General features: G+C 60.8%; 18 protein-coding genes. 8 read left to right on the plus strand and 10 right to left on the minus strand.

All coding sequences use genetic code 11. The features are described from left to right. Positions 1-4 precede the first annotated feature (4 nt). Entirely contained in the window at positions 5-2,242 is a 2,238-nt protein-coding gene (locus FAZ95_RS12950; RefSeq protein WP_175425586.1) for a polysaccharide biosynthesis tyrosine autokinase, read from the minus strand. 463 nt (positions 2,243-2,705) lie between these two features. Between FAZ95_RS12950 and FAZ95_RS12955 the strand changes: the two genes are divergently transcribed. After that, positions 2,706-3,848 carry an MraY family glycosyltransferase gene (locus FAZ95_RS12955; protein WP_175425587.1) on the plus strand — a complete coding sequence of 381 codons (1,143 nt, stop codon included), beginning with the start codon at positions 2,706-2,708 and terminating at the stop codon, positions 3,846-3,848. Between the two features lie 67 nt (positions 3,849-3,915). Beyond that, positions 3,916-5,202 carry a hypothetical protein gene (locus FAZ95_RS12960; RefSeq protein WP_137332834.1) on the plus strand — a complete coding sequence of 429 codons (1,287 nt, stop codon included), beginning with the start codon at positions 3,916-3,918 and terminating at the stop codon, positions 5,200-5,202. Between the two features lie 596 nt (positions 5,203-5,798). Here FAZ95_RS12960 and FAZ95_RS12965 read toward each other — a convergent pair. After that, the gene (locus tag FAZ95_RS12965; protein ID WP_137332835.1) at positions 5,799-6,812 is read right to left on the minus strand and encodes a hypothetical protein; all 1,014 of its coding nucleotides are present in this window, start codon (positions 6,810-6,812) and stop codon (positions 5,799-5,801) included. 313 nt (positions 6,813-7,125) lie between these two features. Between FAZ95_RS12965 and FAZ95_RS12970 the strand changes: the two genes are divergently transcribed. The 4 genes from FAZ95_RS12970 to FAZ95_RS12985 all read left to right on the plus strand — a co-directional run bounded on the left by FAZ95_RS12970 (position 7,126) and on the right by FAZ95_RS12985 (position 13,762). Further along, on the plus strand, positions 7,126-8,316 hold the full coding sequence (locus FAZ95_RS12970) for a carboxylate--amine ligase (protein WP_175425588.1): 1,191 nt from the start codon (positions 7,126-7,128) through the stop codon (positions 8,314-8,316). Between the two features lie 13 nt (positions 8,317-8,329). Then, positions 8,330-9,592, plus strand: a complete 1,263-nt coding sequence (locus FAZ95_RS12975; RefSeq protein ID WP_137332836.1) for a SidA/IucD/PvdA family monooxygenase — start codon at positions 8,330-8,332, stop codon at positions 9,590-9,592. A gap of 76 nt (positions 9,593-9,668) precedes the next feature. Next, positions 9,669-10,550, plus strand: coding sequence for a polysaccharide deacetylase family protein (locus FAZ95_RS12980; RefSeq protein ID WP_137334537.1), 882 nt, complete (start codon positions 9,669-9,671; stop codon positions 10,548-10,550). Positions 10,551-10,735: 185 nt separating this feature from the next. Next, on the plus strand, positions 10,736-13,762 hold the full coding sequence (locus FAZ95_RS12985) for an acetoacetate--CoA ligase (protein WP_367871142.1): 3,027 nt from the start codon (positions 10,736-10,738) through the stop codon (positions 13,760-13,762). Between the two features lie 91 nt (positions 13,763-13,853). Here the strand turns inward: FAZ95_RS12985 and FAZ95_RS12990 are convergent, their stop codons facing one another. From FAZ95_RS12990 to FAZ95_RS13010, 5 genes are all read right to left on the minus strand, one after another. Continuing rightward, entirely contained in the window at positions 13,854-14,945 is a 1,092-nt protein-coding gene (locus tag FAZ95_RS12990) for a porin (RefSeq protein ID WP_175425589.1), read from the minus strand. A gap of 82 nt (positions 14,946-15,027) precedes the next feature. Continuing rightward, positions 15,028-15,573 (minus strand): hypothetical protein, encoded by a 546-nt coding sequence (locus FAZ95_RS12995; RefSeq protein WP_137332839.1) that lies wholly within the window; start codon positions 15,571-15,573, stop codon positions 15,028-15,030. Between the two features lie 94 nt (positions 15,574-15,667). Beyond that, complete coding sequence (locus FAZ95_RS13000) at positions 15,668-17,011, minus strand: MFS transporter (protein ID WP_137332840.1); 1,344 nt, start codon at positions 17,009-17,011, stop codon at positions 15,668-15,670. A 73-nt stretch (positions 17,012-17,084) separates the two neighbouring features. Next, positions 17,085-17,444, minus strand: coding sequence for a protocatechuate 3,4-dioxygenase (locus FAZ95_RS13005; RefSeq protein ID WP_137332841.1), 360 nt, complete (start codon positions 17,442-17,444; stop codon positions 17,085-17,087). Further along, positions 17,441-18,286, minus strand: coding sequence for a gallate dioxygenase (locus FAZ95_RS13010; RefSeq protein ID WP_137332842.1), 846 nt, complete (start codon positions 18,284-18,286; stop codon positions 17,441-17,443). The genes FAZ95_RS13005 and FAZ95_RS13010 overlap by 4 nt, the downstream gene beginning before the upstream one ends. Before the next feature lie 394 nt (positions 18,287-18,680). On the opposite strand from FAZ95_RS13010, the gene FAZ95_RS13015 reads away from it, so the two are divergent. Together FAZ95_RS13015 and FAZ95_RS13020 are read left to right on the plus strand one after the other, a co-directional pair. Further along, on the plus strand, positions 18,681-19,382 hold the full coding sequence (locus FAZ95_RS13015; RefSeq protein ID WP_137332843.1) for a GntR family transcriptional regulator: 702 nt from the start codon (positions 18,681-18,683) through the stop codon (positions 19,380-19,382). A 58-nt stretch (positions 19,383-19,440) separates the two neighbouring features. Next, complete coding sequence (locus tag FAZ95_RS13020; protein WP_137332844.1) at positions 19,441-20,709, plus strand: LysR family transcriptional regulator; 1,269 nt, start codon at positions 19,441-19,443, stop codon at positions 20,707-20,709. Between the two features lie 21 nt (positions 20,710-20,730). On the opposite strand, the gene FAZ95_RS13025 is transcribed toward FAZ95_RS13020, so the two are convergent. Genes FAZ95_RS13025 through FAZ95_RS13035 form a run of 3 tightly spaced genes read right to left on the minus strand, consistent with a single transcriptional unit; the run spans position 20,731 to position 23,285 of the window. Beyond that, a complete protein-coding gene (locus FAZ95_RS13025) occupies positions 20,731-21,849 on the minus strand; it encodes a 4-oxalomesaconate tautomerase (RefSeq protein ID WP_137332845.1) in 1,119 nt (372 codons plus the stop codon). 12 nt (positions 21,850-21,861) lie between these two features. Next, positions 21,862-22,557 (minus strand): 4-carboxy-4-hydroxy-2-oxoadipate aldolase/oxaloacetate decarboxylase, encoded by a 696-nt coding sequence (locus FAZ95_RS13030; RefSeq protein WP_137332846.1) that lies wholly within the window; start codon positions 22,555-22,557, stop codon positions 21,862-21,864. Continuing rightward, on the minus strand, positions 22,554-23,285 hold the full coding sequence (locus FAZ95_RS13035; RefSeq protein WP_137332847.1) for a PIG-L deacetylase family protein: 732 nt from the start codon (positions 23,283-23,285) through the stop codon (positions 22,554-22,556). The genes FAZ95_RS13030 and FAZ95_RS13035 overlap by 4 nt, the downstream gene beginning before the upstream one ends. Positions 23,286-23,442 lie beyond the last annotated feature (157 nt).

Genomic DNA, 23,442 nt, shown 5'->3' on the forward strand with positions numbered 1-23,442 from the left:
CATGTTATTTCGCGCTCGCGTTGTAATGGCTCGCGATATAGGCGTGGCTTCCGTAGCGCCCTGGGTGCAGGTACTTCATGCTCTGCATGGTGAAGCCGTTCAGCATGACGCCGCAGACGCGAGCGCCGGTCTGAGCGAAACGCTTGGTCGTTTCCTCAATTTCCGAAATGCGGGTCTCGGAGAATCGCGCCACCAGAAAGACCGACCCGGCACACGGCGCGATGATGCCCGCGTCGGAGACCGCGAGCGCGGGTGCCGAATCGAGCAGCACGATGTCATACTGCGCCGACGCCTTGTGCATCAGGTTGTCGAAAACGGTGCCGTTCAGCAGCTCTGACGGGTTCGGGGGATAGGTGCCACACATCAATATGTCGAGGTTCGGCAGGACATCACGCCTGATGACCTCGGGAAAGAGCGTAGGATCCGCAAGCACCTCGGCGAGTCCCGCGCCGGTCTCAAGACCGAAACTGCGATGCAGTGTGCCCTTGCGCAGATCACCGTCGACGAGCAGCACGCGTTTGCCGGCCATCGCCATAATCAGCGCGAGATTGGCGGCGACGAACGACTTGCCGACCTGCGGCAGCGGCCCCGCCAGCATGACGATGTTGTTGGGCGCGCCTTGTAACGCGAATTGCAGTGCCGATCGGAATGAACGCAGGCTTTCGACGGTTGGATCACGTGGGTAACGGTGCGCGAGAATCAAGTCGTTCGCCTCGGAAGCTTTCGCCCGGCGATCCAGTTCGTGCTGCTTCGCGCTGTGCGGAACCATCGCGTACACCATCAGGCCCGTGCGCGCCTCGACTTCCTCGGGCTCGGTCACGCCGGCAATCAGCAGTTGGCGGACATACGTAATCGCAACGCCGGCGAACAGACCCAGCAATGCGGACGCGAAGACGATCAGCGAAGCGATTGGACGAACGGGATGCTCCGGCGCCTCGGCGCGGTCGATCACCTGTGCGAAACCCGCCTTGCTTGCCTGGACGAGCCGAAGCTCCTCGATGTTGTTGCGAACCGTGGAGTAGAGCTCTGTCGTCACCCTCACGTCGCGCATGAGTCCAAGCGCACCCTGCTCTTCCAGGGGCATCGCCTTCATCCGCGTTTTTTGATTGTTGAGGTACTGCTGGGTCAACGCGATCTGGTTATCGACCGCCACCACGATCGGATGCGACGGCGTGTACCGATCCGCCAGTTCGGCACGGGTCCGCTGAAGGTTGAGGAGTTGCACTTCCGCGTCCGCGATCCTCTGCATGATCAGCCGGCCTTCTTCGCTCGCATCGACGAGCGTATTCGAATTGCGATACGCATTGTAGCGATGCTCGGCCGCCTCCATTTCAGCCTTCATCGCGGGCAGCTGGTGTTCGAGGAACGTTAGCGAGTTCGCCGCGATGGTCGCATTACGATCGTTGTTCTCGCTCACATACTCGTCGCCGATCGCGTTCAACGTCCCGCTGAGCCACTCAGGATCGCTTCCCCGCATCGAGACGTTCAGGACGTTCGACTTGTCGCCCTGCTCGACGACCTGCAGGCGCTTCTGGATCTCGTCGATCGCGTCCTGTCGCGATGCCCGCTTGAGATCGAAGCGGATGCCGGGTGCCGCCACGATCCGTTCAACACGCAAGGTCAGGTCGCCTTTCTTGGTCTTGAAAGTTTCGGTTTTGCCAACCGTGCCCGTGACGGGGCTGGCAAGGTCGCTGCCGCTCAGCTCGTAGCGTCCTCCAGTCAGCGCGGTGACCGCAAACGGCCGGCCTTCCAGTTTGCGCGGCACATCGAACGTGTCGACATCGATCTGTTCCTCACCCCACGCGTATCCGCCGAGGCCTAACAAGCCGGGCTTCGAGAGACCCGTGTTATGCCGGGCAAGCCAAGCACCGATCAAGGGAAAGCGGTGCGGTGCGGAGATCAGGTCCAGCTTGAGCTTGTCGACCGCATTCGCGACGATCAGGCGTGACCGGATCACCTGCATCTCGGCTTCTGCGTTCGACTTCGCATCGAACGACGGCGATACGATGCTCAGCAGTTCCGGCTTCGAGGTGCTCGGAACATCGCCCTGGTCTTCCACCCTGAGGAGAAGGTTCGCCTGGTAGATCGGCGAAGTCAGCGCAATGACGCCACCGAGAAGCAGGCAAACGCCTGTCGTGATTGCGATCGTCCGCCAGTGACGCACCAGGAGGTCGAGCATCTGCGGCAAATCGCCGTGGCCGGCCAGCACCGATGAAGATATTGATGTCTGCTCTACGTTCATGGCGGTCCCCGGAATTCGCATGCTTTCAAGCCAGCTTGCTTAACCTCAGTCGAACGACACTGCCTTGTGGAGCGAAACGCCCAATGGCAGCTGAATTAATCTGAAGACAACATACCAGCGGCGCATCCGCATTTGTGTTTGAAAACGCACATTGGCAAATAAACCGCGGCGCTACATTTAACTCCACCACAAGAGCACGCAATAGATTCGTGTGAATAAAAAATATATTCGTGTGAGTAAAACTTTATTCTTTCGCCAAGCATGCAGCGCTGCCGTAGCAGCACCGGGGCCTGCATTCGTTAATGCAAAAGTAAATCCGACTTGCAATGTTTTTTAAGCTGATGAATTGCAATAGCAGCCGGTTGGTTAAAGGTTTACTCGCAGCGTAATTTGATAGATACGTCGAATTTCGGCCGCGCTGGCAGGCGGTAATCCGGTCGATTAACCAGCCGAGGCATGAAAGATGCCGAACTTGATACTTGGCTTACTGATCTGCTTCCTGATCACCCTCGTCATCGTCAAATATGCGCGCCTTGCCGGCCACCACGCGCTCGACCATGACCTCACCGGCGTCCAGAAGATGCACGTGGTGGCGGTGCCTCGGATCGGCGGTATCGCTGTGGCGATCGCAGTCACGCTGACAATGATGCTCGGAGGGTGGCTCGGCACGAATCCGCGCGAAGAATCGTACGAATTGCTTCTTTGCGCCACCCCGGTCCTGTTGGGCGGCGTCTTGGAGGACCTCACCAAACACGTTAGTCCCACGGCCAGGCTGCTTTGCGCGATCGCCTCGGCGGCGGTAGGCGTGTTCGTGCTGCGGGCGGTCGTCGGGCGTGTCGACTTGCCGCTGATCGATCATCTGCTGAAATTCTGGCCCGTCGCGCTCGGCCTCACGTTGCTCATGGTGTCGGGCTTGACCAATGCGATCAATATCATCGACGGCTTTAACGGACTGGCCGGCGGCTTTGCGATCCTGGTGTTCGGCTCGCTCGGTCTCGTCGCTCATCAGGTGGACGACTGGCTCATTTTGAGCATCTCCCTGACGATGATCGGCGCCATCATGGGCTTTCTGATTTGGAACTATCCGTTCGCATCGATCTTTCTTGGCGATGGGGGTGCCTATTTCATCGGCTTCATCATGGCCGAGCTCGTCGTGCTGCTAATCACGCGTCATCCAAGCGTATCGGCTTGGTACGCTGCCGTCGTGACCATTTATCCCGTCTGCGAAACCGTGTTCACGATCTATCGGCGGCGCTTCGTGCGCGGTTGCGCTGCGGGCAAACCGGATGGCATCCACCTCCACACGCTGATCTTCCGGCGCCTGGTACGCCGTGGAGGGCATCCGGAAACCCCGCGCCAGCGCACGCGCCGCAACGCGAGGACGTCGCCCTACCTGTGGTTGATCAGTCTCATTGCCGTCGTGCCTGCCACTTTTTTCTGGCAGAACGAAGTGGTGCTCACCGCAACCGCAATAACGTTCATAGCGGTCTATGTCTGGCTTTATATCTCGATCGTCAAATTCAGGACGCCGCGCTGGCTCGTAACCTACATGCCGCACGAGGTCGAACCCCCAGCCACCGAAACCCCCACTAATCCGCCATGCTGACGAACCGTCCCCGGTACGGATCGACTGTGAGCGATTCCGCCTCGGCTAGCACCAGGTGCAAATGACCATGCGCCCACCCATCTTGAATCGCGGCTTGATGTTCGTCGCCCTGCTGCTGTGCTCGCTGACGAGCCATGGACCCTATGTCGTGATGGCAGGCATCCTGCTGCTGTGCGCCTGCTGCCTGAGCGATCCGGACGTTCGCGAGGCGCTGTTCAGCCCTCGTTATGTGGTTTTCCTATCGCTGTCAGCGGCAATTATCACAGCGTGCTATCTGTGGTACCTCGCGGTGCCGCATGCGAACACGGCGTACGATCTCGAGAAGTCTGCAAACAACAACTATCTCTTCTTCTTGCTGGCCCTGATGTTTCTCGCAACCTTCACCGCGCTGATCGAGAAACGCCTCGACGAGATTACGGGGCTGCTCTCGGCGCTGCTCAACCTGCACTGCGGCGTGCTGTTTTTTCAAACGGCGACGCTGCTCGTCACGGGGCAGTACATCGATTTCATCAAGCCGATAACCGGCGAAGCCTCGCGATACCTGATTGACGCGTCGATGAATCCGATTTTCCCATTCCGTCCAACGGGGCTTTATGTCGAACCGTCGACATACGGGGCGGCAGTCGCCGCAATGTCGGTCGGCTATATCCTGCTTTCCAGGGCACGGGGACGCACGCCGTCGCTGCTACCCATCGCATTGACTGTCATCGCGATGCTCATCACCCAGTCGACTGCAGCGATAGTCCAAGCGGTCGTGCTCATTGCAGCCGTCATGATGACGCACGCGGACCGCACGAAAGCGTCGATCGCGATCGCCGTGTTCGCCATTGCGGCGCCGAGCCTGGTTGCGGCTTATTTTCACAGCTTCTTGCTGAAGTTCAACGCGGATTCGGGGCTGCGATTCGAGCTGATCTCGTACATTTTCCAGGCGCGACACGGCTGGGATTACGTCTTTGGCTACGGCCCCTTCTCCCTCGAATACGATTTGTACGATCTTTCTAAACCGAGAGGCAATCTTGGACCGGCGGTCGCCTCACTCAATGACGCAGGCTTACTCAACTTTTTTGTCGTGCAATTCGGCGTGGCCGGCCTCGCGATCCCCGCCGCGATATTCCTGCGCATTCGCAAAGACGTAGGCACCCTGTTGTTTTTCGGCCTGTTGATGACCTCGAAGCTTTCGTACACCGCCCCGGTCCTCTACTTGGGATTGCTACCGCTGATATTGCGGCTGAGGCCGCTGCCGGGCGTGGCCGCGAGGCCGAAAGGCGCCGACGCTATTGACGTCGGTCGCTTCGAGAAAGCGTCACGCGCGCAACTTCCGCTTTTGGAGAAGTCTCGGGCTCGCTCAACTTGAGCTTATCGCCAACTATGCTGACGGCGACCTGCGATCGCGCTGCCAATCACGTCAACTCGGACGCATTCAGTCCGCTGCGCATGCGGCAACGCCTAGCCGCGCCCGTTGTGGTTCGCCGCGTCAGGTTCGTTATTGTCCGCTAAAGCGCGATGTGACGCGCGCACGGCGCGACGTGAGCGCATGCGCCTCTCCCTGGAACCGCCACGGCCGAACACCCCGCGGAACAGTACGTCCGCGACGGCGATGAGCGCGAGGCCGGCCACGAGGATGAACGCGATTGTGCAGATGATTCGTAAGACACCCATTACCTTTAACTCCGACTGAAGTACGCCATTTTCCCACGATTGGCAAAGGCGCCGCTTCGGAATATTGCATGCCGCCAAATCTGTACCGGCAATGTTGCGAAAATGCGAACGCCCGACGCTGCCCCCGGGCGTTAGGGCAACGCTGAACAAGCCTGTCCATGCCATGACGCATGACCGTTGTGAATGGTGAACTGGATCAGCATTGCCTTACGTTCAATGTAGAAACGATCCAATCTCCCGCGCTTTGTATGCCCGGCCGCATACCCCTCAGAGGCAGCGCACATGCGCGCTTTACTGGATGATTTTGCATCCCTTGACGCAGATATTTTTCACATACTGCGCGGCGCCGCCGCTCGCCTTTTGCCAAATGATGCTCGGCAACGTTGCAACAAGGCTGCTCGGCTTCTGGCCCACACCCGCCACCGTGTTGTAACGCACCATGTTCGTCGAGTAATTTGCGCCGCCTGCGGTGCCACCCGTCAACAACACGGCGGCGCCCATGTCAGGCGCGCCATAACCATGCACCGCCGTGATCTGGTTGTATTCAATTAGATTGCCGCCGCTCAACTGCTTCGGATTGTCATTCTCGACGCCGAGCGCGCAGTCTATCGACACATTATGTCCGATGTATCCGTTCCGGTGAGCGACGAACACGGCCCCGTAGTAGCCGCAACTCTCGAAGCGGTTGTACGCGATGATGTCGCCACTGCCCCCATCCACCTCCCCATAGGTCTGGAACATCGCCTGACCGAAGAATCGGGTGAACGTGTTGCCGATCAAGATGAAACGGCTGACCCGATCCCGTGTTTCCACCGGAATGTTGTAATGCCGAGCATCGTCGACGAAAAACCGCGGCGCGAGCGTATTGGAACCGACAAAAGCGCAGTTGGCAACGCTATCGCCAGTCAGCGTCCGCCCGTCGGTCGAAACGACTTCGAACATACTTAGCGCATAAGGATTGGTTTGCTTGAGCGTCGTGCCGTGCGAGCATTCGAGATGTCGGTTGCTGGCTGTGATCTTGACCGTCCGGTCGATCACGCAAGTTCCCGCCGGGACCTTGACGTCGCCCGCATTTAGAGCAGCCTGAAACGCTGCCGAATCGTCGGTCGTGCCGTCGCACTTTGCGCCGAACTCGCGTGGATTGACGGGGTTGACGAGCGCCGGCACAACAATATTGGGCGAGGCAGGAGACCCCGCAAGCGAGTTATCGGCCGGCGTTTCGCCTTGACCCGCGAGTAAGTGCGATGACAGCAACGCCAACAAACCCGCCAAAAGAATGTCCGACAACCGGTAAGCAATCTTCATGAAATTGGCTCCATCGGTTAGCGCTATGCTTAAGAGCGGCAATCGCATGATTTTGCATGCGAACGCTCGGCCCTCCGGCACACAAACTAATACGGCGTCGACGGTGGGCATTGTGCGCTAACGTACCGATGACCGGAAAGCAACCGCCTAAAGTGGATCGAAAAAGAAAGCCGGCAATTCTCGTCTTATTCAATTGGTCTTATTTGACCCGCTATAGTGGCTTTCCTTGTACGGCAATTGAAGGTTCCGACGAATTAACTCATTTCCTCGTACGCTTTTGTGCTGCCTCGACAACAGGTAGATGGAGCGATCTATGCCGCAACCGTACCAGTCCATCCCGAACGTTGGTGCGGTTGTCGTGGGCGGTGAATTAAATGGCCTGGGTGTCGTACGATCGCTCGCTCGACAAGGGATTCCGATCGTAACGGTCGACACCGAAAGCAACCGGGCGGCGCTATGGTCCCGTCACACCCGCGGCCGCCTGATCAGAAACTTCGAAGGAAGAGAATTCGTCGAAGATATGATCGAAATTAGCAAAAAGTTTGATCAGCCGCCAGTGCTTATCTTGACCGCTGAGCAAGCGGTCCATTCGGTTTCCGAAAATCGCGATGAATTGTCCAGGTGGTTTCGGTTTCGCCTTCCAACCGACAAGAGCGTCAAACTGTTGAGCAGCAAGGCGGACTTTCACGACTTTTCGCTCCGCCACGACTTCCCGGTTCCGCGAACCGCCATTCTCGAAAGCCCCTGCGACGTAGCACTGCTGGATCAGCTGACGTTTCCATGCGTCCTCAAACCGGATGACAAACGAAGTGCACTAAGCGGAGAAAAGGAACGCGCGATTCGCGTCGACACCTTAAAGGAAGCCCGTGAGCACGCAGCGGCGATGCTTGAAACTCCGGGCGGGATCGTCGCACAAGAGTGGATCGAAGGCGCGGATAGCAATATCTATTTCACGCTCTTCTATCGTGGAGACAACGGGCAAGCTGTCGCCACGTTTACAGGGCGCAAGCTTTCATGCTATCCCCGCAACGTCGGGAGTACGGCCGTCTGCATTGCCGCACCGGACGCGCGTGAGGTACTCGAGCCCATGACCTTGGCCTTTGCGGAATGCGCCGGCATGGATGGCATGGGCAGCATGGAGTACAAGTGGGACGATCACCATCTGAAATTTGTCATGATCGAGCCTACAGTTGGCAGAACTGATTGGCAGGAGGAGATAGCGACGCTATGTGGAGTCAATATCCCGTTTTCCGCCTACCAATACGAGCTCGGGCATCCTGTCGCCTCCCCTGAGCCCCGCCAGGCGTCTGTCGCGTGGCGCGCGACGCTCATCGACAAGCTGCCTCGCCATCTTCGAACCGGCGTGACAAATATGGTGGATGGCTATTTTCGCTGGGATGACCCGCTGCCAGCCTTGAAATATTACTGCCTGAACGATCCACTGCGCCGCATAGTGCAGCTGGCGCAGCAAAAGTCACCCTCAGCTCGACCAGGAATGTGCTAAACGGGAGGAACGAATGGCAGCGACCGACACCGTCATCATTGGTGCAGGACCCTATGGACTATCCCTTGCCGCTCACTTGAACGCATCCGGCGTGCCTCATCAGATTTTTGGCAAGCCCATGCAAGCCTGGAGCGACTTTATGCCGCCGGGCATGCTCATGCGTTCTGAGGCATTCGCTTCCAGTCTCTATGCGCCGCAACGCGGCTATTCGATGAAGGACTACTGCGCGCACAAGGGCATCCGATATCAGCCTGTAGGCATGCACCTTTCGCGCGAAACCTTCGTGGAATACGCGCTATGGTTCCAGCAGAACCTTGTCAGCCAAATAAGGACGGTCGAAGTTCTCGACATGCACCGCGTGGAAGGCAAGTTTCATTTCAGCTTGAGTGACGGCAGTTCCCTGGTGGCACGCCGCGCGGTATTGGCGCTTGGACTCAAGGGATTCGAAAGGATACCTATGGTTCTAGACCGACTGCCAAGGGAATATGTATCCCATTCCTGCGAGTATGGAAACCTTGACTGGGTCCGGGATAAGGACATCGTCATTGTGGGTGGCGGACAGTCGGCTCTCGGCTTGGCGGCCCTTATGCACGAAGTGGGTGGCCGCATACGCGTTCTCGCGCGAGAACGCAATGTAACCTGGAATAGAACGCCGAATAGCACCCGCGGCATCCTATCGAAACTGCTCAAGCCGGAAGGCGGGATCGGCCAGGGATGGCGCGCCCACATCATTGCCGAATATCCCTTTCTGTTTCGAGAGTTGCGTCAGCAGCTCCGCAAAGAAGTCGTGAATTCCACATGGGGTCCATCCGGTGCCTGGTGGCTCCGTGATCGCGTCGTCGACAGGATCGAGGTGTCTTTGGGCAGCGAGGTACGCCATGCCGCCGTTGAAAACGGCCGAGTGGTCCTGCGCGTTGCCGTCGACAACCAGGAATCGCAGATCGAGGCCAATCACGTCATAGCGGCGACGGGCTTCAAGACCGACATGAGCCGACATGTGTTTCTTTCAAACGAGATCGTCCAGTCTATGTCGCTCGTAGACGGTGTGCCCGAACTGACGCGCAATTTCGAAACCGCCGTTCGCGGGCTTTATGTGATCGGACCGGCATCGGCATACAGCTTTGGGCCCGTTATGCGCTTCGTCTACGGAGCGAAATACGCGGCGCCACATGTCGCGCGGCATATCAGCAGACTGTATCGTCAGGATGCACAGACGCCGCTCACAGCGGGTTGCAGTACGGCGACCAAGACGACTATTAATCAGGCCGGACGCTAACAGCGTCTTACGCCAAGTCCATTTAAATCTGCTTCCTTGATATGACGGCTACGCAGCACATGGAGAATGGACAATGATGCCCCAAAGAAACGGCCTTTTAAAGGAACTCATTGCGAGCTTTCTCATTGCGTCGGGCATTGCCTGGCTAACACGCGTACTGCTTTGGCGCGATAGAACTGCAATCTTGCTTTATCACGACCCGGACCCTGATACGCTTGATCGCCATCTGACTTACTTGCGCACAATATGTGATCTGGTCCCGCTTGACGCCCTAGCTCAGTCCAGCGCGGGGCGCCCACGCGCGATTATCACGCTCGACGACGGCCACGCCGGTAACGCCGCTCTCTTGCCGATTTTCCTCAAGCACAAGGTGCGTCCGACGATTTTTCTGTGCAGTCGGATTGTCGGGCGTCGGCGCACGCATTGGTGGTTGCATCCGTGGGCGGAACAGGCAGGGATCGAGCGGCTGAAACGACTACTCAATTCGCAACGACTCAACGAACTCCATGTAGGCGGCTTCTCGCAAGACGGCGACGATCAGGCGACCGGGCTTTCCCTTGAACAAATCGAAGCCATGCAGCCGTTCGTGGACTTTCAGTCGCACACGCGATTTCATCCGATACTCACGCGCTGCGACATCCGGGAATGTGCAAACGAGATCACCGATTCCAAACGTGAAGTCGCTGCCTTGGCTAAAGGCGCTTGCGTGCACTTTTCTTATCCGAACGGCAACTATGGCGCCAGAGAAATCGAATTCGTGAAGGCGGCGGGATACAAGACCGCACGTACTTGCGACGTAGGCTGGAACGATAGTCGCACGGATCCTTTCCGCTTGCGGACGATCATCATCACCGACGACGCATCACCTTCATGGTTCGCTGCTCAATTGACAGGGATACCCCTGTTCCTGCGTTATCTGCGCGGGGGCGGATGGGCTGGACGATTTCCGCAGTTCTGATCCTCTCCGTATCGAATGCAACATTGGCCAGCGGCACGTGGAATCGCCCAAACGTTTCGTCTTAGCCGGCGATTCCCGTTGTGTTGGCATGAGGGACCGAAATGAACAACCGGGACGACACGATTGATCATCTGGAGCCGACTCGAACGCTACCTATCTATACCCCTCCGCCTGAGCGTGTCCCTGTGACCCAACTGACAGCGTTCACGGCTGCACTGAGGGTTCATACAGGCGAGGCACTGCCGGACTACGCGGCGTTGCATGCGTTCTCGGTACGGGAATATCGGGCCTTCTGGCGTTTCTTCATTGACTGGGCACAGGGATTTGACTACAGCGGAAATCCGGAACCCGTTTGTGTCGGCGACGTGTGTGAGCGAGCAACGTTCTTTCCGCACATCGAATTGAGTTACGCGGACAATCTGCTCAGTTTTGACGTTGCGCCTACGGCAGCGCCAGCCATCACGGCCTGCCACGCCGACGGCACTCGGGTCCGGCTGACTCGCTGCGAGTTGCGCGAACGCGTGGCGCGTCTCGCCGCAGCACTGGAACGACTGGGCCTGCGTTCCGGCGATCGCGTTGCCGCGGTCATGCGAAGCGACGAGCGAGCGGTCATTGTCGCGCTCGCGGTGGCTGCGATAGGGGCAACCCTCTCGACGGCATCGCCCGAGATGGGGGGCGAGGCACTCGTCGACCGCTTTGGCCAGCTGTCGCCGACCTGGCTATTTGTCCATACCGTGGTGGCGACGTCGGCCAATGCGAGAACGCGGGCTTCGGGAGTCGCAACGCTCGTTTCCTCACTCGAGTCGGTGGAGCACGTCGTCGTCCTGGACGATGAGCCGCTGGCTGCCAGCAGCACCGCGCGGATTCACTTCTTCAAGGAACTGAGCGTTCAAGGCAACGCGGCAACCTTCACGTGGCGTCGGTTCCCGTTCAACCATCCGCTTTTCATCATGTTTTCCTCAGGAACGACCGGAAAGCCGAAGTGCATCATGCACGGCGCGGGAGGTTCGCTGATCGAGCATTTGAAAGAACATCGCCTGCACAGCAACCTGGATGTGGGCGACAAGCTTTATTTCCATACTTCGTGCGCGTGGATGATGTGGAACTGGCAACTGTCTGCGCTCGCCTCAGGTGTCGAGATCGTGACGTATGACGGACCGATCACAAAGGCCGATACGCTGTGGAGACTCGTCGCGGACGAACAGGTGACGGTATTCGGAACCAGTCCCGCGTATCTGAGGATGTGCAACGAGGCGGGACTCCAACCCTGGCGTCAATTCGATCTGAGCGCGCTGCGCGCGATGATGTCGACGGGCGCGGTGTTGTTCGATATGCAGTTCCGCTGGGTGATGCAGTATGTCAAGCCGCTGCAGTTGCAGTCGATTTCCGGCGGCACGGACATTCTAGGCTGCTTCGTGCTCGGCAATCCGCACCTCCCGGTTTGGTGCGGCGAGGCGCAGTGCCGAAGTCTCGCTCTCGACGTACAGGCATGGGACGGCGGGGCGAAGACGGATGGCGTAGGTGAGTTGGTTTGCACGAATCCATTCCCGTCTCGTCCGCTCGGTTTTTTCGGCGACCCGGACGGCGTGCGCTTTCACGATGCCTACTTTAGCGCGAACCCGGGAATATGGACGCACGGCGACCAGATCGAATTTTCGCCATGCGGCGGCGCACGCCTGCATGGTCGCTCGGACGGTGTGCTCAACGTGCGCGGCGTCAATGTCGGGCCGGGTGAAATCTATCGCGTATTGAGCGACATCGCGGGAATTCGCGAAGCGATGGTGGTCGAGCAGCGAATCAAGGAGAAAGGCGACGCGCATGCCTATGATCGCCGCGTGGTGCTTTTCGTTGTGCTCGAGCGCGGCATGAGTCTGACGACTGAACTGACAGTGCGCGTGCGCCGTGAACTGGCCCGCCGAATTTCGCCCACCCATGTCCCGAACGTGATTCTTGCAGTCGACGAGTTGCCGGTCACGCATAGCGGCAAGCTGTCCGACTCTGCTGTGCGCAACGCCGTGAACGGTCTGCCCTTGACGAATACCGCAGCGTTGCGCAACCCCAAATGCCTCGATGCGATTCGCCAACACCCAGGGCTGGGCGCCGACGCGATCGCCGTGCATAGCGCTTTGCCGCCAGTTGGGAAAACGGCGGCGGAACTCGAGGCGTACCTGATCGCATTGTGGGAGAACTTGTTCGGCTTCTCCCCAATCAGCCGCGACGACAACTTCTTCGATCTCGGCGGCGATTCGCTTTTGGGGACCGCGCTCGTCACGGAGGTTGAGCGGGCGAGTCCCTACAAGATGTCGCTCGCCAGGCTATTGGTCGCCCCGACAATCGCGCAGCTTGCTGCGGCGATGCTGGACGACGCGGGTTCAAATGCGTCGGAAACCGTCGTGCCCGTACGCAATGGCACCGGCGCGCCGGTATTCTGGGTTCATAGCATCGCGGGCAGCGTGATGGAGTGTCTTCCGGTCATTCTCGCGATGAAGAGTTTGCGTCCGTTCTACGGCATTCACGCGAAGGGCCTTCACCCGGATGAAGAACCCCTGCGATCCGTGCGAGACATGGCCTTGTGTTACGTCCGCGAGATACGCAGCATTCAGCCGCATGGGCCATACACGCTGGTCGGATATTCATTCGGAGGGCTCGTCGCGTTCGAGATGGCGCTCCAGTTGCATCGCGACGGCGAATCGATTGAGCAGCTATGCTTGCTTGACACACATGTCCACGACAGTTGCCTTCCTTTGGCGGACTGGCTGGGCTACCAACTGGAGTATGCGACGCGTCAGTGGCGAATGTTCCGCGAAGTGCGACCCGCGCAGCGTGCTCGCTACATCTTGAAGAAGCTGACGGGCGCTGCGGACAACATTCGATTGCAATTCGGCAAGACGGCGCATAAGCCAGCGGCCGCAATCGCTCATCTGCCACAGCCGTTGCAGCGGATGCGCGAAGCGATGCGTCTCGCGATGGCCACCTACAGGCTGCCCAGGTACGACGTCGGACCGATTCACTTCGTTCGAGCCGCACTGCCTGTCGACGATCTTTGCGATCCGTTGCCCGCGTGGCACCGGGCGGCCCGGCGCGGACTCGAAATTTCTCGCGTGGGGGGCAGCCACGTGGAGATGATAGTGGGAAGAAATGCCGGAACGCTGGCGGCCACGCTCGATCGCGTGCTGAGCGAAGTTCAGGCACAGGCAGCCAATCGCATGTAAGTCAGCATGACGTCAATGAGCGGATGTCCGGCTTCTTGAGTTAGGCAAGCGCCGGCGCTCGGATTCTCACGAGCCGAGTGCCAGCGAGCCGTCAGAACAGGTGGCGAATCCCGATTTGCACGCCGGTTTCACTCTGCCCCGCGTCCGGTGTCAGGAACGACCCCGTCGTAATACTGGCGCCTGTCATCTTGTACTGCGCGGAGTTTTCATTGTTCAAGCGCGAGACGACGCCATAAAGCCGTGTGCTTTTCGAGAGATCGTAATTGACGATCGCGCTATATTCGCGCGCGCCATTGCCGAGCGATGAATCGTCCTTGATCCATGCGTAGCCGGCGCCAACACTCAAGAACGGACTAAAGCGGAAATCGGCGGAAACGGAATACGTGCTGTGCCATTCGCCCGGCACGTTGCCGACCGGACCGACCGACGGATCATACTTGCCGGCCGGATTCGACAACGCATTGCCGGTGGTCGCCGAGATCACATCGTTCGCGCGGAAATAGCCGAGGTAGAGCTTGCCCCGGCCGTAGTCGTAATTGCCCCCTGCCATGATTTCCTGTACCCGGACAGTGTTCGTCGCATTGGCCGCGTTCAGATACGCCAACGCGAGATAGACAGGACCTTGCGTGGTCTGCACACCCGCCTGGTAGACCGCGTTCCCCGCCAACGTCCCCGGCTGCCCGCCGACCGAATAGTGAACTTCGAGTTGGGTGTTCGCGATCTTCGGCGAGAGGTAGCTGATGTCGTTGTCGACGCGCGCCAGCCAGTTGGAGAAATTGTTGTAGCCCGACCCATACGTCGCCGCACTGAATGCGTCCATATTGCCGCTCCAAGCGAACATCGGCGTATTCTGGCGGCCGAACCGGAACTCGCCGTATGGCGCCGCAATGCCAACCCATGCCTGACGGTCGAAAAAGCGATAGGGGTTCTGCTGCTTGCCCGTCCCCGGATCGAATCCGTTCTCGAGGACGAACGTCGTTCGGTATCCGCCGCCGAGGTCTTCCGATCCCCGCAAACCCCAGCGGCTCGTCAACTCGCCGTTGTTCCCCAGGACGCTCAGAGACGTATTTTTGCCCCCGACTTTGGCCGATTGATAGCCTGCGAAGACATCGAGAATTCCGTACAAAGTCAGCGACGATTGCGCATACACTGCATTTGAACCGATCACCTCTACCGTCAACATCGTTAGTATTACTATTTTTCTAATATGCATATGTTCTCCTCGTTCTTCTGTCTTCTACGCGAAAAGTGAAATAGCTGTTTGCCTAACGCGCCGGCTGCGGCGCCAGCATCCGCTTCACGACGAGAGCCAGCGGAACGGTAAAGCAGAAGTGAGACATGAAGCCGCCGATGATCACGGCGGGGTCGTAATAATCGGGATGATTGTTAGAGGCGATCGAGATAGCCACGTGCATCACGATCCACGCGACGATGGCATAGAACAGCGCCACGAACGTCGCTTCGTATCCGCGCCGGCGGAAGTAAGGCCAAATCGCCGCAAACAGCACGCCCCACGCGGTGGCGAAGACAAAGTGAATGCCCGTGCCAACGATATAGGCCCATATCCCGATCGCCTCCTGCACTTCCTTGCCGAACACGAGGCCCGTTGCGTTGCGTGGAATGCCGGCAAGCGGCATCAAGTGCTGCGCGCCAACCCACACCAACGCCTCGTAAATCCAGATGATCACCGCTCCCGTCAAGCCACCTGCCACGCCGGCGCGCAGAGTGGCTTTGAGATCCGGTTTCGCGGATGCCTCCCAATTCTGTCCTTTAGGGATTTCCTTTCCGTTAGTGCTGTAATTGCTGCTCATGTCTCCACTCCTCGTTACGTTGTTTTAAAAAATGTTCGCGCTGCGACCGTCGACTCCGTTCGCGATGGCGACAGCGGCATCGCCGCAAGCGGTCTCACGTCTCCGCCATCGGGCTCGTGATGTAACGCAATGCCACGCGATTCATCACGATGGCGATGGCGGCGAAGACTGCCGGCACGGCAAGGATCGAAAACACCGTGCCAAACGTGAAGCCCAGCGACAGCAGCACGCCGCCGACGAGCGAGCCAAGAATCCCGCCGAGCCGGCCGAACCCAAGCATCCAGCTGACGCCTGTCGCTCGCGCTCGGGTCGGGTAGTAGGTCGGCGCCAGCGCGTTCAAACCCGTTTGCGCGCCGCTCATGAAGAAACCTGCGCATGCGACCAGCACCGGCAGCATTCCCGACGTCAACGAGCCCGTGCCCAGCGCGAAGATGAAGACGCCGCCGAACAGGTACGCGGCTCCGATAACCGCGTTGCGGTTCATGCGGTCCATGGCGAACCCGACCGCGACCGCACCGACCGTGCCGCCGAGCTGGAACAGCCCCGTGATCGCCGCAGCCCGTTCGACGGGAAGGCCCGCGTCCTTGATGAGCGTCGGCAGCCACCCGGTCAGCAAGTAGATGATCAATAGCCCCATGAAGTACGTGACCCACAGCATGAGCGTGCCGAATGCGTAGCCATCGGCAAACAGCATGCGCACCGGTGCTTTTTCGACGGCTGCGGGTTCGGGCGACGTAAAGCTCACCTGGCTCCCGAATGTATGCCGGCAGACGCGCCCCAAGGTCGCCGCGATGCGCGTGACATCCGCTTTGCGAACGAGCATGAAGCGCGCCGATTCAGGCAGCAGCCAAAGCAGTACCGGCACGCTCAGGAGCGGCACGACGCCACCGAAGACGAATACGCCACGCCAGCCGAAGTGCGGAATCAGCCACGCGGCGATGAAACCTCCCACGCCTGAGCCAAAGTTGAAGCCGGTGAACATGATCGTGAGCAACAGCGACCGGCTGCGCGACGGCACGTATTCCGACAGCAGCGTCGTCGAATTCGGCATCGCGGCGCCCAGCCCGAGCCCCGTCAGAAATCGCAGCGCGATCAGCTGCAGCGGCGTGTCGGCAAACGCGCAGCACAAGCTGAAAAGGCCGAAGCACGTGACCGATCCGATCAGAATCGCTTTTCTGCCGATGCGATCGGCCGCGGGTCCGGCGGCAAGCGCACCGACCGCGAGCCCGATCATCGCCGCACTCATGACCGGCCCGAATGCCGCGCGCGCGACGCTCCAGTCATGCATGATGACGGGCGCAACAAAGCCCATCACCGCCGTGTCCAGCCCGTCCATCATGACGATAAAAAAGCACAGCAGAAGGACGAGCCACTGATACGCCGACACGCTGCGCGCGTCGATGAATGCCTTGATATCGACTGATGCCTCTGGGTTCATGCTTGTCTCCGTGGATTGATTTCTGCGCCCCGGGCTCTACCGTCCGCGAGGTCGTGTTCTTGCGCGATCGCGGCTAGGCCGCGCCTGGCACGTTGCGTGTCTTGAGAAACGCTTCGAGCGTCTCGCCGCGCATTGACGCATACATGGCTAGATTGCTTACCTTGACGACGCGCGCAAACTTTTCAAGGACGAAGAAGCACACGCCGTAGTGCACGAGGCCAAGCCAATCGCACGCGTCCACCAAGGCGCGCTCTTCGTCGGTCAGGCCGGCGGCGGCATAGGCGGCTTCGCGATCGCGAAGCCAAAGCTCGCGCGCGGACGCCTCGCGCATCTGCCAGAAGAACCGGTTCAAGCGCAGCGTCTTGACGCTTTGCCGGATATCGAACGGATAGGTGCCCGTCAGTTCCTCGATGCCGATCAGTTGCGGGTTCATTGCGTCACCTCGTCTTCGTAGAGCGTCACCGCCATCGCAGTGCTGGTCGCGAGGTAATAGTTGCGGTGCACCTCGCGCACCTTGTCGCCGAGCGCCCCGCGCATGGCGAGCCACATGATGGTCTCGACGCTCTCTGCCCCGCCGAGCCGCACATAGTCGACGTGCTTCATCTGAGCGAGACGCTGCGGGTCATGCACGATCAAGTCGAGAAACTCGAGGTCCCAATCGGTGTTGTTGAAACCGCTTCGTTCGCCGTGAACCTGATGCGACAGCCCCCCGGTGCCGACGACCACCACCTTCAGGTCCTGCGGAAACGACTCGATCGCGCGCCGCAGCGACTGGCCGAGCCGATAGCAACGCATTGCCGTGGGCAGCGGATATTGCAGCACGTTGACTTCCATCGGCACGAGCGCCATCGGCCAGCCGCCTTCGTGCGGCAGCATCAATGAGAGCGGCGAGTTGCAGCCGTGGTCGAGCGGACGCTCCTGAAAGATCGCGAGATCGAACTCGTCATCGATCATGTGCTCCGCGATATGGATGGCGAGGTCCGGATGACCCGCGATGTCGGGCAGCGGGCGCTTGCCCGCGCCCTCGTCCGCGAACGCGTGGTTCGGCGAGACGCCGAGCGCGAAAGTCGGATAGCAGTCGAAGAAGAAGCTGTTCGCGTGGTCGTTGTAGAACATCACCATCACGTCGGGCTGGGTTTCGGCGAGCCACTGCGCGACCGGTTCATAGCCCTTGAAAAGGGGCGCCCATGCGGGATCGTTCTGCCTTCGGTTGTCGTACGCCGCGCCAATGGTCGGCACGTGAGAGGTGCCGATTCCGCCGATGATTCTTGCCATGTCGTCTGATTTCCTGATTTGATGCCGTGCACGCCCTGCGCGCCGTTTCGATAGAAGGCCGGTTTCACTTCAATTCGCCGGCACTCGATACGGGATACAAAGATACAAAACCGCTCCGCTCGTCGACAGTGGGGGTTAACGTCATAACTGAACCATTTGCACCGGAATCAGCGGGCGTTTCCGGGCTTTTTTCGTACCCCGCCGTGCCCGAGAAGCCCGCCGCACAAGACCCGTTTGGTATCCCGTATCTCAACGCCCCTGTCACGCTCTCCAGCAACCCGCACGAGATCCGATAAACGGAACAGATACCGTCAGAATCAACTCGCAATCCGCTCGGCCGACCCGTCGAATCCCCGTGCACGCCGCTATACTTCCCGGCAAAGGAGGCCCGCAAATGAGTTCGACTACCCAGCACGCGATCGTGCAATCGCTGCGCGAGCAGATCCTGCGCGGGGAGCTTGCTCCCGGACAGCGCCTCGTCGAAGCGCAACTGGCGCAATGGCTCGGGGTATCGCGCACGCCGTTGCGCTACGCCTTGAGCGTGCTTTCTGCGGAGGGGCTGCTCGAGCGCTCGGGCGGGCGGGGATTCGTGGTGCGCCGATTCGGCGTCGGCGACGTGCTGAACGCGATCGACGTACGCGGCGTATTGGAGGGATTGGCTGCGCGCGCCGTAGCGGAACGCGGCGCGACGCCAGCACTGACGGCCGCGCTCGACGAGTGCCTGCGCGCAGGCGATCGCCTTTTTGAAACCGGCTCGCTCAAGAAGGGTGACGACCTGCGCTACGCCGAAATGAACGGACGCTTTCACGCATTGATCACCGACGAGGCGCAGAACGCGGCGCTAAGCGCAGCGCTGAATCTCAACGACAAGATTCCGTTCGTATCGCCGGCCACCGTTGCCTTCGACGAAACCGCCAAGGCACGTCAATTCACGATGCTGGCGTATGCGCACCGCCAGCATCATGCGATCGTGTCGGCGCTCGTGAACGGGGAAGGTGCACGTGTCGAGGCGTTGATGAAGGAACACACGTACATCTCGAAGGAAAGTCTCAATCTCTCACTGCCCAAGCTGCAGTTGATCGCAGGTGCCGCATAAAATGGCCGATAGCACGAAGACCGATCAACATTCGAATCCTGTTGCGAGGCAAGCACCGGTGAACCGAGGCGAGCTGCTGAACCTCGCCTGCCTGCGCGCCGTGTCGCTCGTTGCTCAGACGGGCAGCGTGAGCCGGGCCGCCACCGCCCTCTTTCGTGCGCAATCCGCAGTGACCCGGGCGGTACAGGAGATCGAGACGGCGCTCGCCGAGCCCCTCTTCGATCGCAAGCCTTCGGGCATGTTGCCGACGCCGGTCGGTAAAGCGGTGCTGAAACGCAGCGAACGCGTGCTCGGCGAGCTGGAAGAGTTGGCGCGTTGGTGCGAGGCGCGGGAATCGCGCCGGCGCTCCGCTACCGAAGGCAGCGTGCCTGCGTATCTGCTCAACGCCCGGCGGCTCGAATTGTTCTCGGCGCTGGCCCGGCACCGGCACATGCCGAGCGCGGCGCGCGCGCTCGGCATCACCCAGCCCGCCGTGAGCAGCGCGATCCGGATACTCGAGAGCGGCGCGGGGCTGACGCTCTTCGAGCGCAACCCGCGCGGCCTCCTGCTGACGAGCGACGGCGAGACGTTCCTGCTGCACGTGCGCCGCGCGCTGAACGAGCTGCGCCACGTCTCGGACGACGTGGCCGCGCTGCGCGGCAGCATCCAGGGACGTGTGACGGTCGGCGCGCTGCCGCTTGGCCGCACGCTGATCCTGCCCGAAGCGATCGCGAAGGTGATCGCCCAATACCCCGGCGTCAGAGTGGTCACGGACGAAAGCGCGTACGAGACGCTGGTGGCGGGGCTGCGCGCGGGCGATGTCGATTTCATCCTCGGCGCCCTGCGTCCGAACGATGCGGTCAGCGGCCTTGAAAACGAAAAGCTGATGTCGGAAGACCTCGTGGTGCTGGCCCGGCGCGATCATCCGCTTGCCGGCGAAAACGGCCTCACGATCAAGGATCTCGCCGATGCCCAATGGATCTTGCCGCGCAACCAGTCTCCGGCGCGCGGCCTGTTCGAGACGCTCTTCAAGCGCGCGAGAATCAAGCCGCCGCTACCGGCCGTCGAAACGGCCGACCTCGCCGTGATTCGCGGCCTGCTGTTGCGCACGGACATGATCGCGGCGTTGTCCGCTCAGCAACTGCACTATGAGCGGCAATCGGGCCAGCTTGTCGCGCTCGATGTGCCGACGCGGAACACGAGCCGCGATATCGGATTGACGCTGCGCGCAGCCGGCACGCCATCGCCGGCCGCGCGTGCGTTGATCGACGCGATTCGGATCGTCGCGGGCGACGTCGATCGTGAAGCGCGCGCGGCCGCCCGCCACCGGCCTCGCCGAAGCCCATAAGCGTGCTCCGATCGAGCACGCCTACGCCACGGTCCACACGGACGACGGAATCCCGACCTCGCCATCGAAGAGCCAACGCGCCGTGCGCAGCAACGCCGCGCCGAGCACCTCGGGCGCTTCCGGCGTGCCGCCGGTCTCGAGTTCGACCGTGAATTCGCCAGTGGGATGCTCGACCGAGACGCGCCTGCGCCGCCCCGGCGCGGACGCGGCGATGCCGTCGCAGACCGTGCCCGGCATCACCGCCGCGCTCGCCACGCTCACCGCGCCGAGCACGCCGATCGAGGCATGGCAGCGGTGCGGAATGAAGCTGCGTGTCGAGAGCGTCCCGCCTCGCTCGATGTCGCGCGGCGGAGCAATCAGGCACATCTTCGGCACGGTCCGCTCCTTCACGTCACCGAGATTCATCAGCGGACCGGCTTGCAACCGGATGGCTTCGATGCGTGCTTTCAATTCCGTGTCCGCATCGAGCGCCTCGCGGCTCTCATAGCCGGTGCGTCCGAGATCGCTCGCCCGAATCAGCACCAACGGCATGCCGTTATCGATGCACGTGACGTCGATACCGTTGATCGCATCGCGCAGCCGGCCGGTCGGCAGCAGCGCGCCGCAGGTCGATCCCGCCGTGTCCCGGAACGCGAGGGGAATGGCGGCCGCCGTGCCGGGCACGCCATCGATGCGCGCCTCCCCCTCGTAGGTCACGAAGCCGCCGGGCGTGGGCACGGAAGCCACGGCGATCTGCCCGGTATTGACCATGTGGATGACGACGTCCGTGGTCGCCTCGCGCGCGCGCATCAGCCCACGCTCGATCGCGAACGGACCGACTGCCGCCAGCATGTTGCCGCAGTTCTGCCCATAGTCGACGCGCGCCTCGTCGACGACCACCTGCGCGAATAGATAATCGACGTCCGCGTCGTCGCGCGTCGAAGGCGATACGATCGCGACCTTGCTCGTGAGCGGATCGGCCCCGCCGATGCCATCGATCTGCCGACGGTCCGGCGAGCCCATCACCGCCAGCAGCACGCGGTCGCGAACGGCAGGATCGCCGGGAAGATCGGACGCGAGAAAGAACGCGCCTTTAGACGTGCCGCCGCGCATCATCATGCAGCGAATGCGCGTCTGACGCCGCACCGGACTATTCGACATGGCAACGCTCCCTTAGCGTTCGTCGGCGGAGTCGACGTAGCGCAGCCCCTTCGCCGCCAGCTTCTCGCGCATGCCGTAGTAGTCGAGCCCGAGCGTTCCCGAGGCCAGCACACTGCGCGTCTTTTCCTCCTTGGCGACGCGGGCCAACGCGGCGTCCGCGACCGCGTCGACCGTTTCGAGCGGAACGACGAGCACGCCGTCGGCATCGGCGACGATCACGTCGCCGGGACGCACCGACTGCTGCGCGCAAACGATCGGAACGTTGACCGAGCCGAGCGTCTCCTTCACCGTGCCTTGCGCGGACACCGCCTTCGACCAAACCGGGAAATTCATCTGCTGCAGTGCCCGCACGTCGCGGCAGCCGGCATCGATGACGAGCCCGCACACCCCGCGCGCCGCCAGCGAGGTCGCCAGCAGCTCGCCGAAATAGCCGTCCTCGCACGGCGAGGTCGGCGCGGCGACGAGCACGTCGCCCGGGCGGCATTGCTCGACGGCGACATGCAGCATCCAGTTGTCCGACGGCGGCATCAGCACCGTGACGGCCGATCCCGCGATCGACGGCCCGGCGTAAATCGGGCGCAGATACGATGCGAAGAGCCCAAGCCGGCCTTGCGCCTCGTGCACTGTCGCCACACCCGCCTCACGCAGAATGTCGACGCTCGCCGGTTTCGCCCGCGATATCTGCGTCACCACCACCCCGCGCTTCATGACAGATCCCCCACCACTTGCGGCGTGACGCGCTGATACGCTTCCGCGTATTCGATGTTGCGGCTCGCCGTGATGCCGATATTGCGTTTCGCCTGCACGCCGCGCTGCAGCGCCACCCGCGTGTAGTACTCCCAGAGATGCTCCTGGCCGGCCATGCATTCGATCGCGCGACGCTTGACCTCCCAGACTTCGGTGATGTCGAGGAAGGTCGTCGGGGTCCATTCGCACTGCTCCGTCTGGTGCGGCTCGAACGCATAGACGGGCGGCGCGCCGACCACTTTCTGCCCCGGCCGATGACCTTCGGCCTGCGCGATGATGCGAGCCTCCTGCGCGACGTGCATCGCGAGCGGATGATCGAAGTTGTAAGGGTCCTTGAGCGAGTGGCTCAGCACGAACGCGGGCTGCACTTCGCGATAGACATCGACGAGCCGCATCAACGCCTCGTCAGGGACGCGCAGCGGATAGTCTCCGAGATCGAAGAACTCCACTTCGGCGCCGAGCACATCCGCGGCACGCTCCGCTTCCTCGCGACGGGCCGCCTTCACTTTTTCGATCGTCATCTCGCCCTTGCGCCAGAGCTTGGCCGATTCGCCCCGCTCGCCGAAGGACAGGCAGACCACTTTTACCCGATATCCGTTCTTCTTATGGAGCGCAATCGCTCCGCCCGCGCGCCAGACAAAGTCCGCACTATGCGCGCTCACCACCAACATCGATTGACTAGCAGTCATGGTTCGGTCCTGTTGAAATCAGGTCGTTTCGTCAGGACCCATTCTAGGTCTGGAGGCTCGCGGGGAGCCGTGCGAAGTACGTCGGATAGCCTTCTGATTTGTTTATCGATCGCGCTGTGGGAGGGGTGCCTCGAGGCGCCGAGCGCCATTTTGGGGA

Origin of the sequence: Trinickia violacea (assembly GCF_005280735.1) — a bacterium.
Classification (GTDB): Bacteria; Pseudomonadota; Gammaproteobacteria; order Burkholderiales; family Burkholderiaceae; genus Trinickia_A; species Trinickia_A violacea.

What these genes read in the sequence shown, in the direction of transcription:
- FAZ95_RS13005 (WP_137332841.1), bottom strand. Translation starts at nt 17,444, where the DNA reads ATGAACCCGCAACTGATCGGCATCGAGGAACTGACGGGCACCTATCCG.
- FAZ95_RS13015 (WP_137332843.1), top strand. Translation starts at nt 18,681, where the DNA reads ATGAGTTCGACTACCCAGCACGCGATCGTGCAATCGCTGCGCGAGCAG.
- FAZ95_RS12970 (WP_175425588.1), top strand. Translation starts at nt 7,126, where the DNA reads ATGCCGCAACCGTACCAGTCCATCCCGAACGTTGGTGCGGTTGTCGTG.
- FAZ95_RS12980 (WP_137334537.1), top strand. Translation starts at nt 9,669, where the DNA reads ATGCCCCAAAGAAACGGCCTTTTAAAGGAACTCATTGCGAGCTTTCTC.
- FAZ95_RS13030 (WP_137332846.1), bottom strand. Translation starts at nt 22,557, where the DNA reads ATGAAGCGCGGGGTGGTGGTGACGCAGATATCGCGGGCGAAACCGGCG.
- FAZ95_RS12995 (WP_137332839.1), bottom strand. Translation starts at nt 15,573, where the DNA reads ATGAGCAGCAATTACAGCACTAACGGAAAGGAAATCCCTAAAGGACAG.
- FAZ95_RS12965 (WP_137332835.1), bottom strand. Translation starts at nt 6,812, where the DNA reads ATGAAGATTGCTTACCGGTTGTCGGACATTCTTTTGGCGGGTTTGTTG.
- FAZ95_RS13025 (WP_137332845.1), bottom strand. Translation starts at nt 21,849, where the DNA reads ATGTCGAATAGTCCGGTGCGGCGTCAGACGCGCATTCGCTGCATGATG.
- FAZ95_RS12950 (WP_175425586.1), bottom strand. Translation starts at nt 2,242, where the DNA reads ATGAACGTAGAGCAGACATCAATATCTTCATCGGTGCTGGCCGGCCAC.
- FAZ95_RS12990 (WP_175425589.1), bottom strand. Translation starts at nt 14,945, where the DNA reads ATGTTGACGGTAGAGGTGATCGGTTCAAATGCAGTGTATGCGCAATCG.
- FAZ95_RS12975 (WP_137332836.1), top strand. Translation starts at nt 8,330, where the DNA reads ATGGCAGCGACCGACACCGTCATCATTGGTGCAGGACCCTATGGACTA.
- FAZ95_RS13035 (WP_137332847.1), bottom strand. Translation starts at nt 23,285, where the DNA reads ATGACTGCTAGTCAATCGATGTTGGTGGTGAGCGCGCATAGTGCGGAC.
- FAZ95_RS13000 (WP_137332840.1), bottom strand. Translation starts at nt 17,011, where the DNA reads ATGAACCCAGAGGCATCAGTCGATATCAAGGCATTCATCGACGCGCGC.
- FAZ95_RS12960 (WP_137332834.1), top strand. Translation starts at nt 3,916, where the DNA reads ATGCGCCCACCCATCTTGAATCGCGGCTTGATGTTCGTCGCCCTGCTG.
- FAZ95_RS13010 (WP_137332842.1), bottom strand. Translation starts at nt 18,286, where the DNA reads ATGGCAAGAATCATCGGCGGAATCGGCACCTCTCACGTGCCGACCATT.
- FAZ95_RS12955 (WP_175425587.1), top strand. Translation starts at nt 2,706, where the DNA reads ATGCCGAACTTGATACTTGGCTTACTGATCTGCTTCCTGATCACCCTC.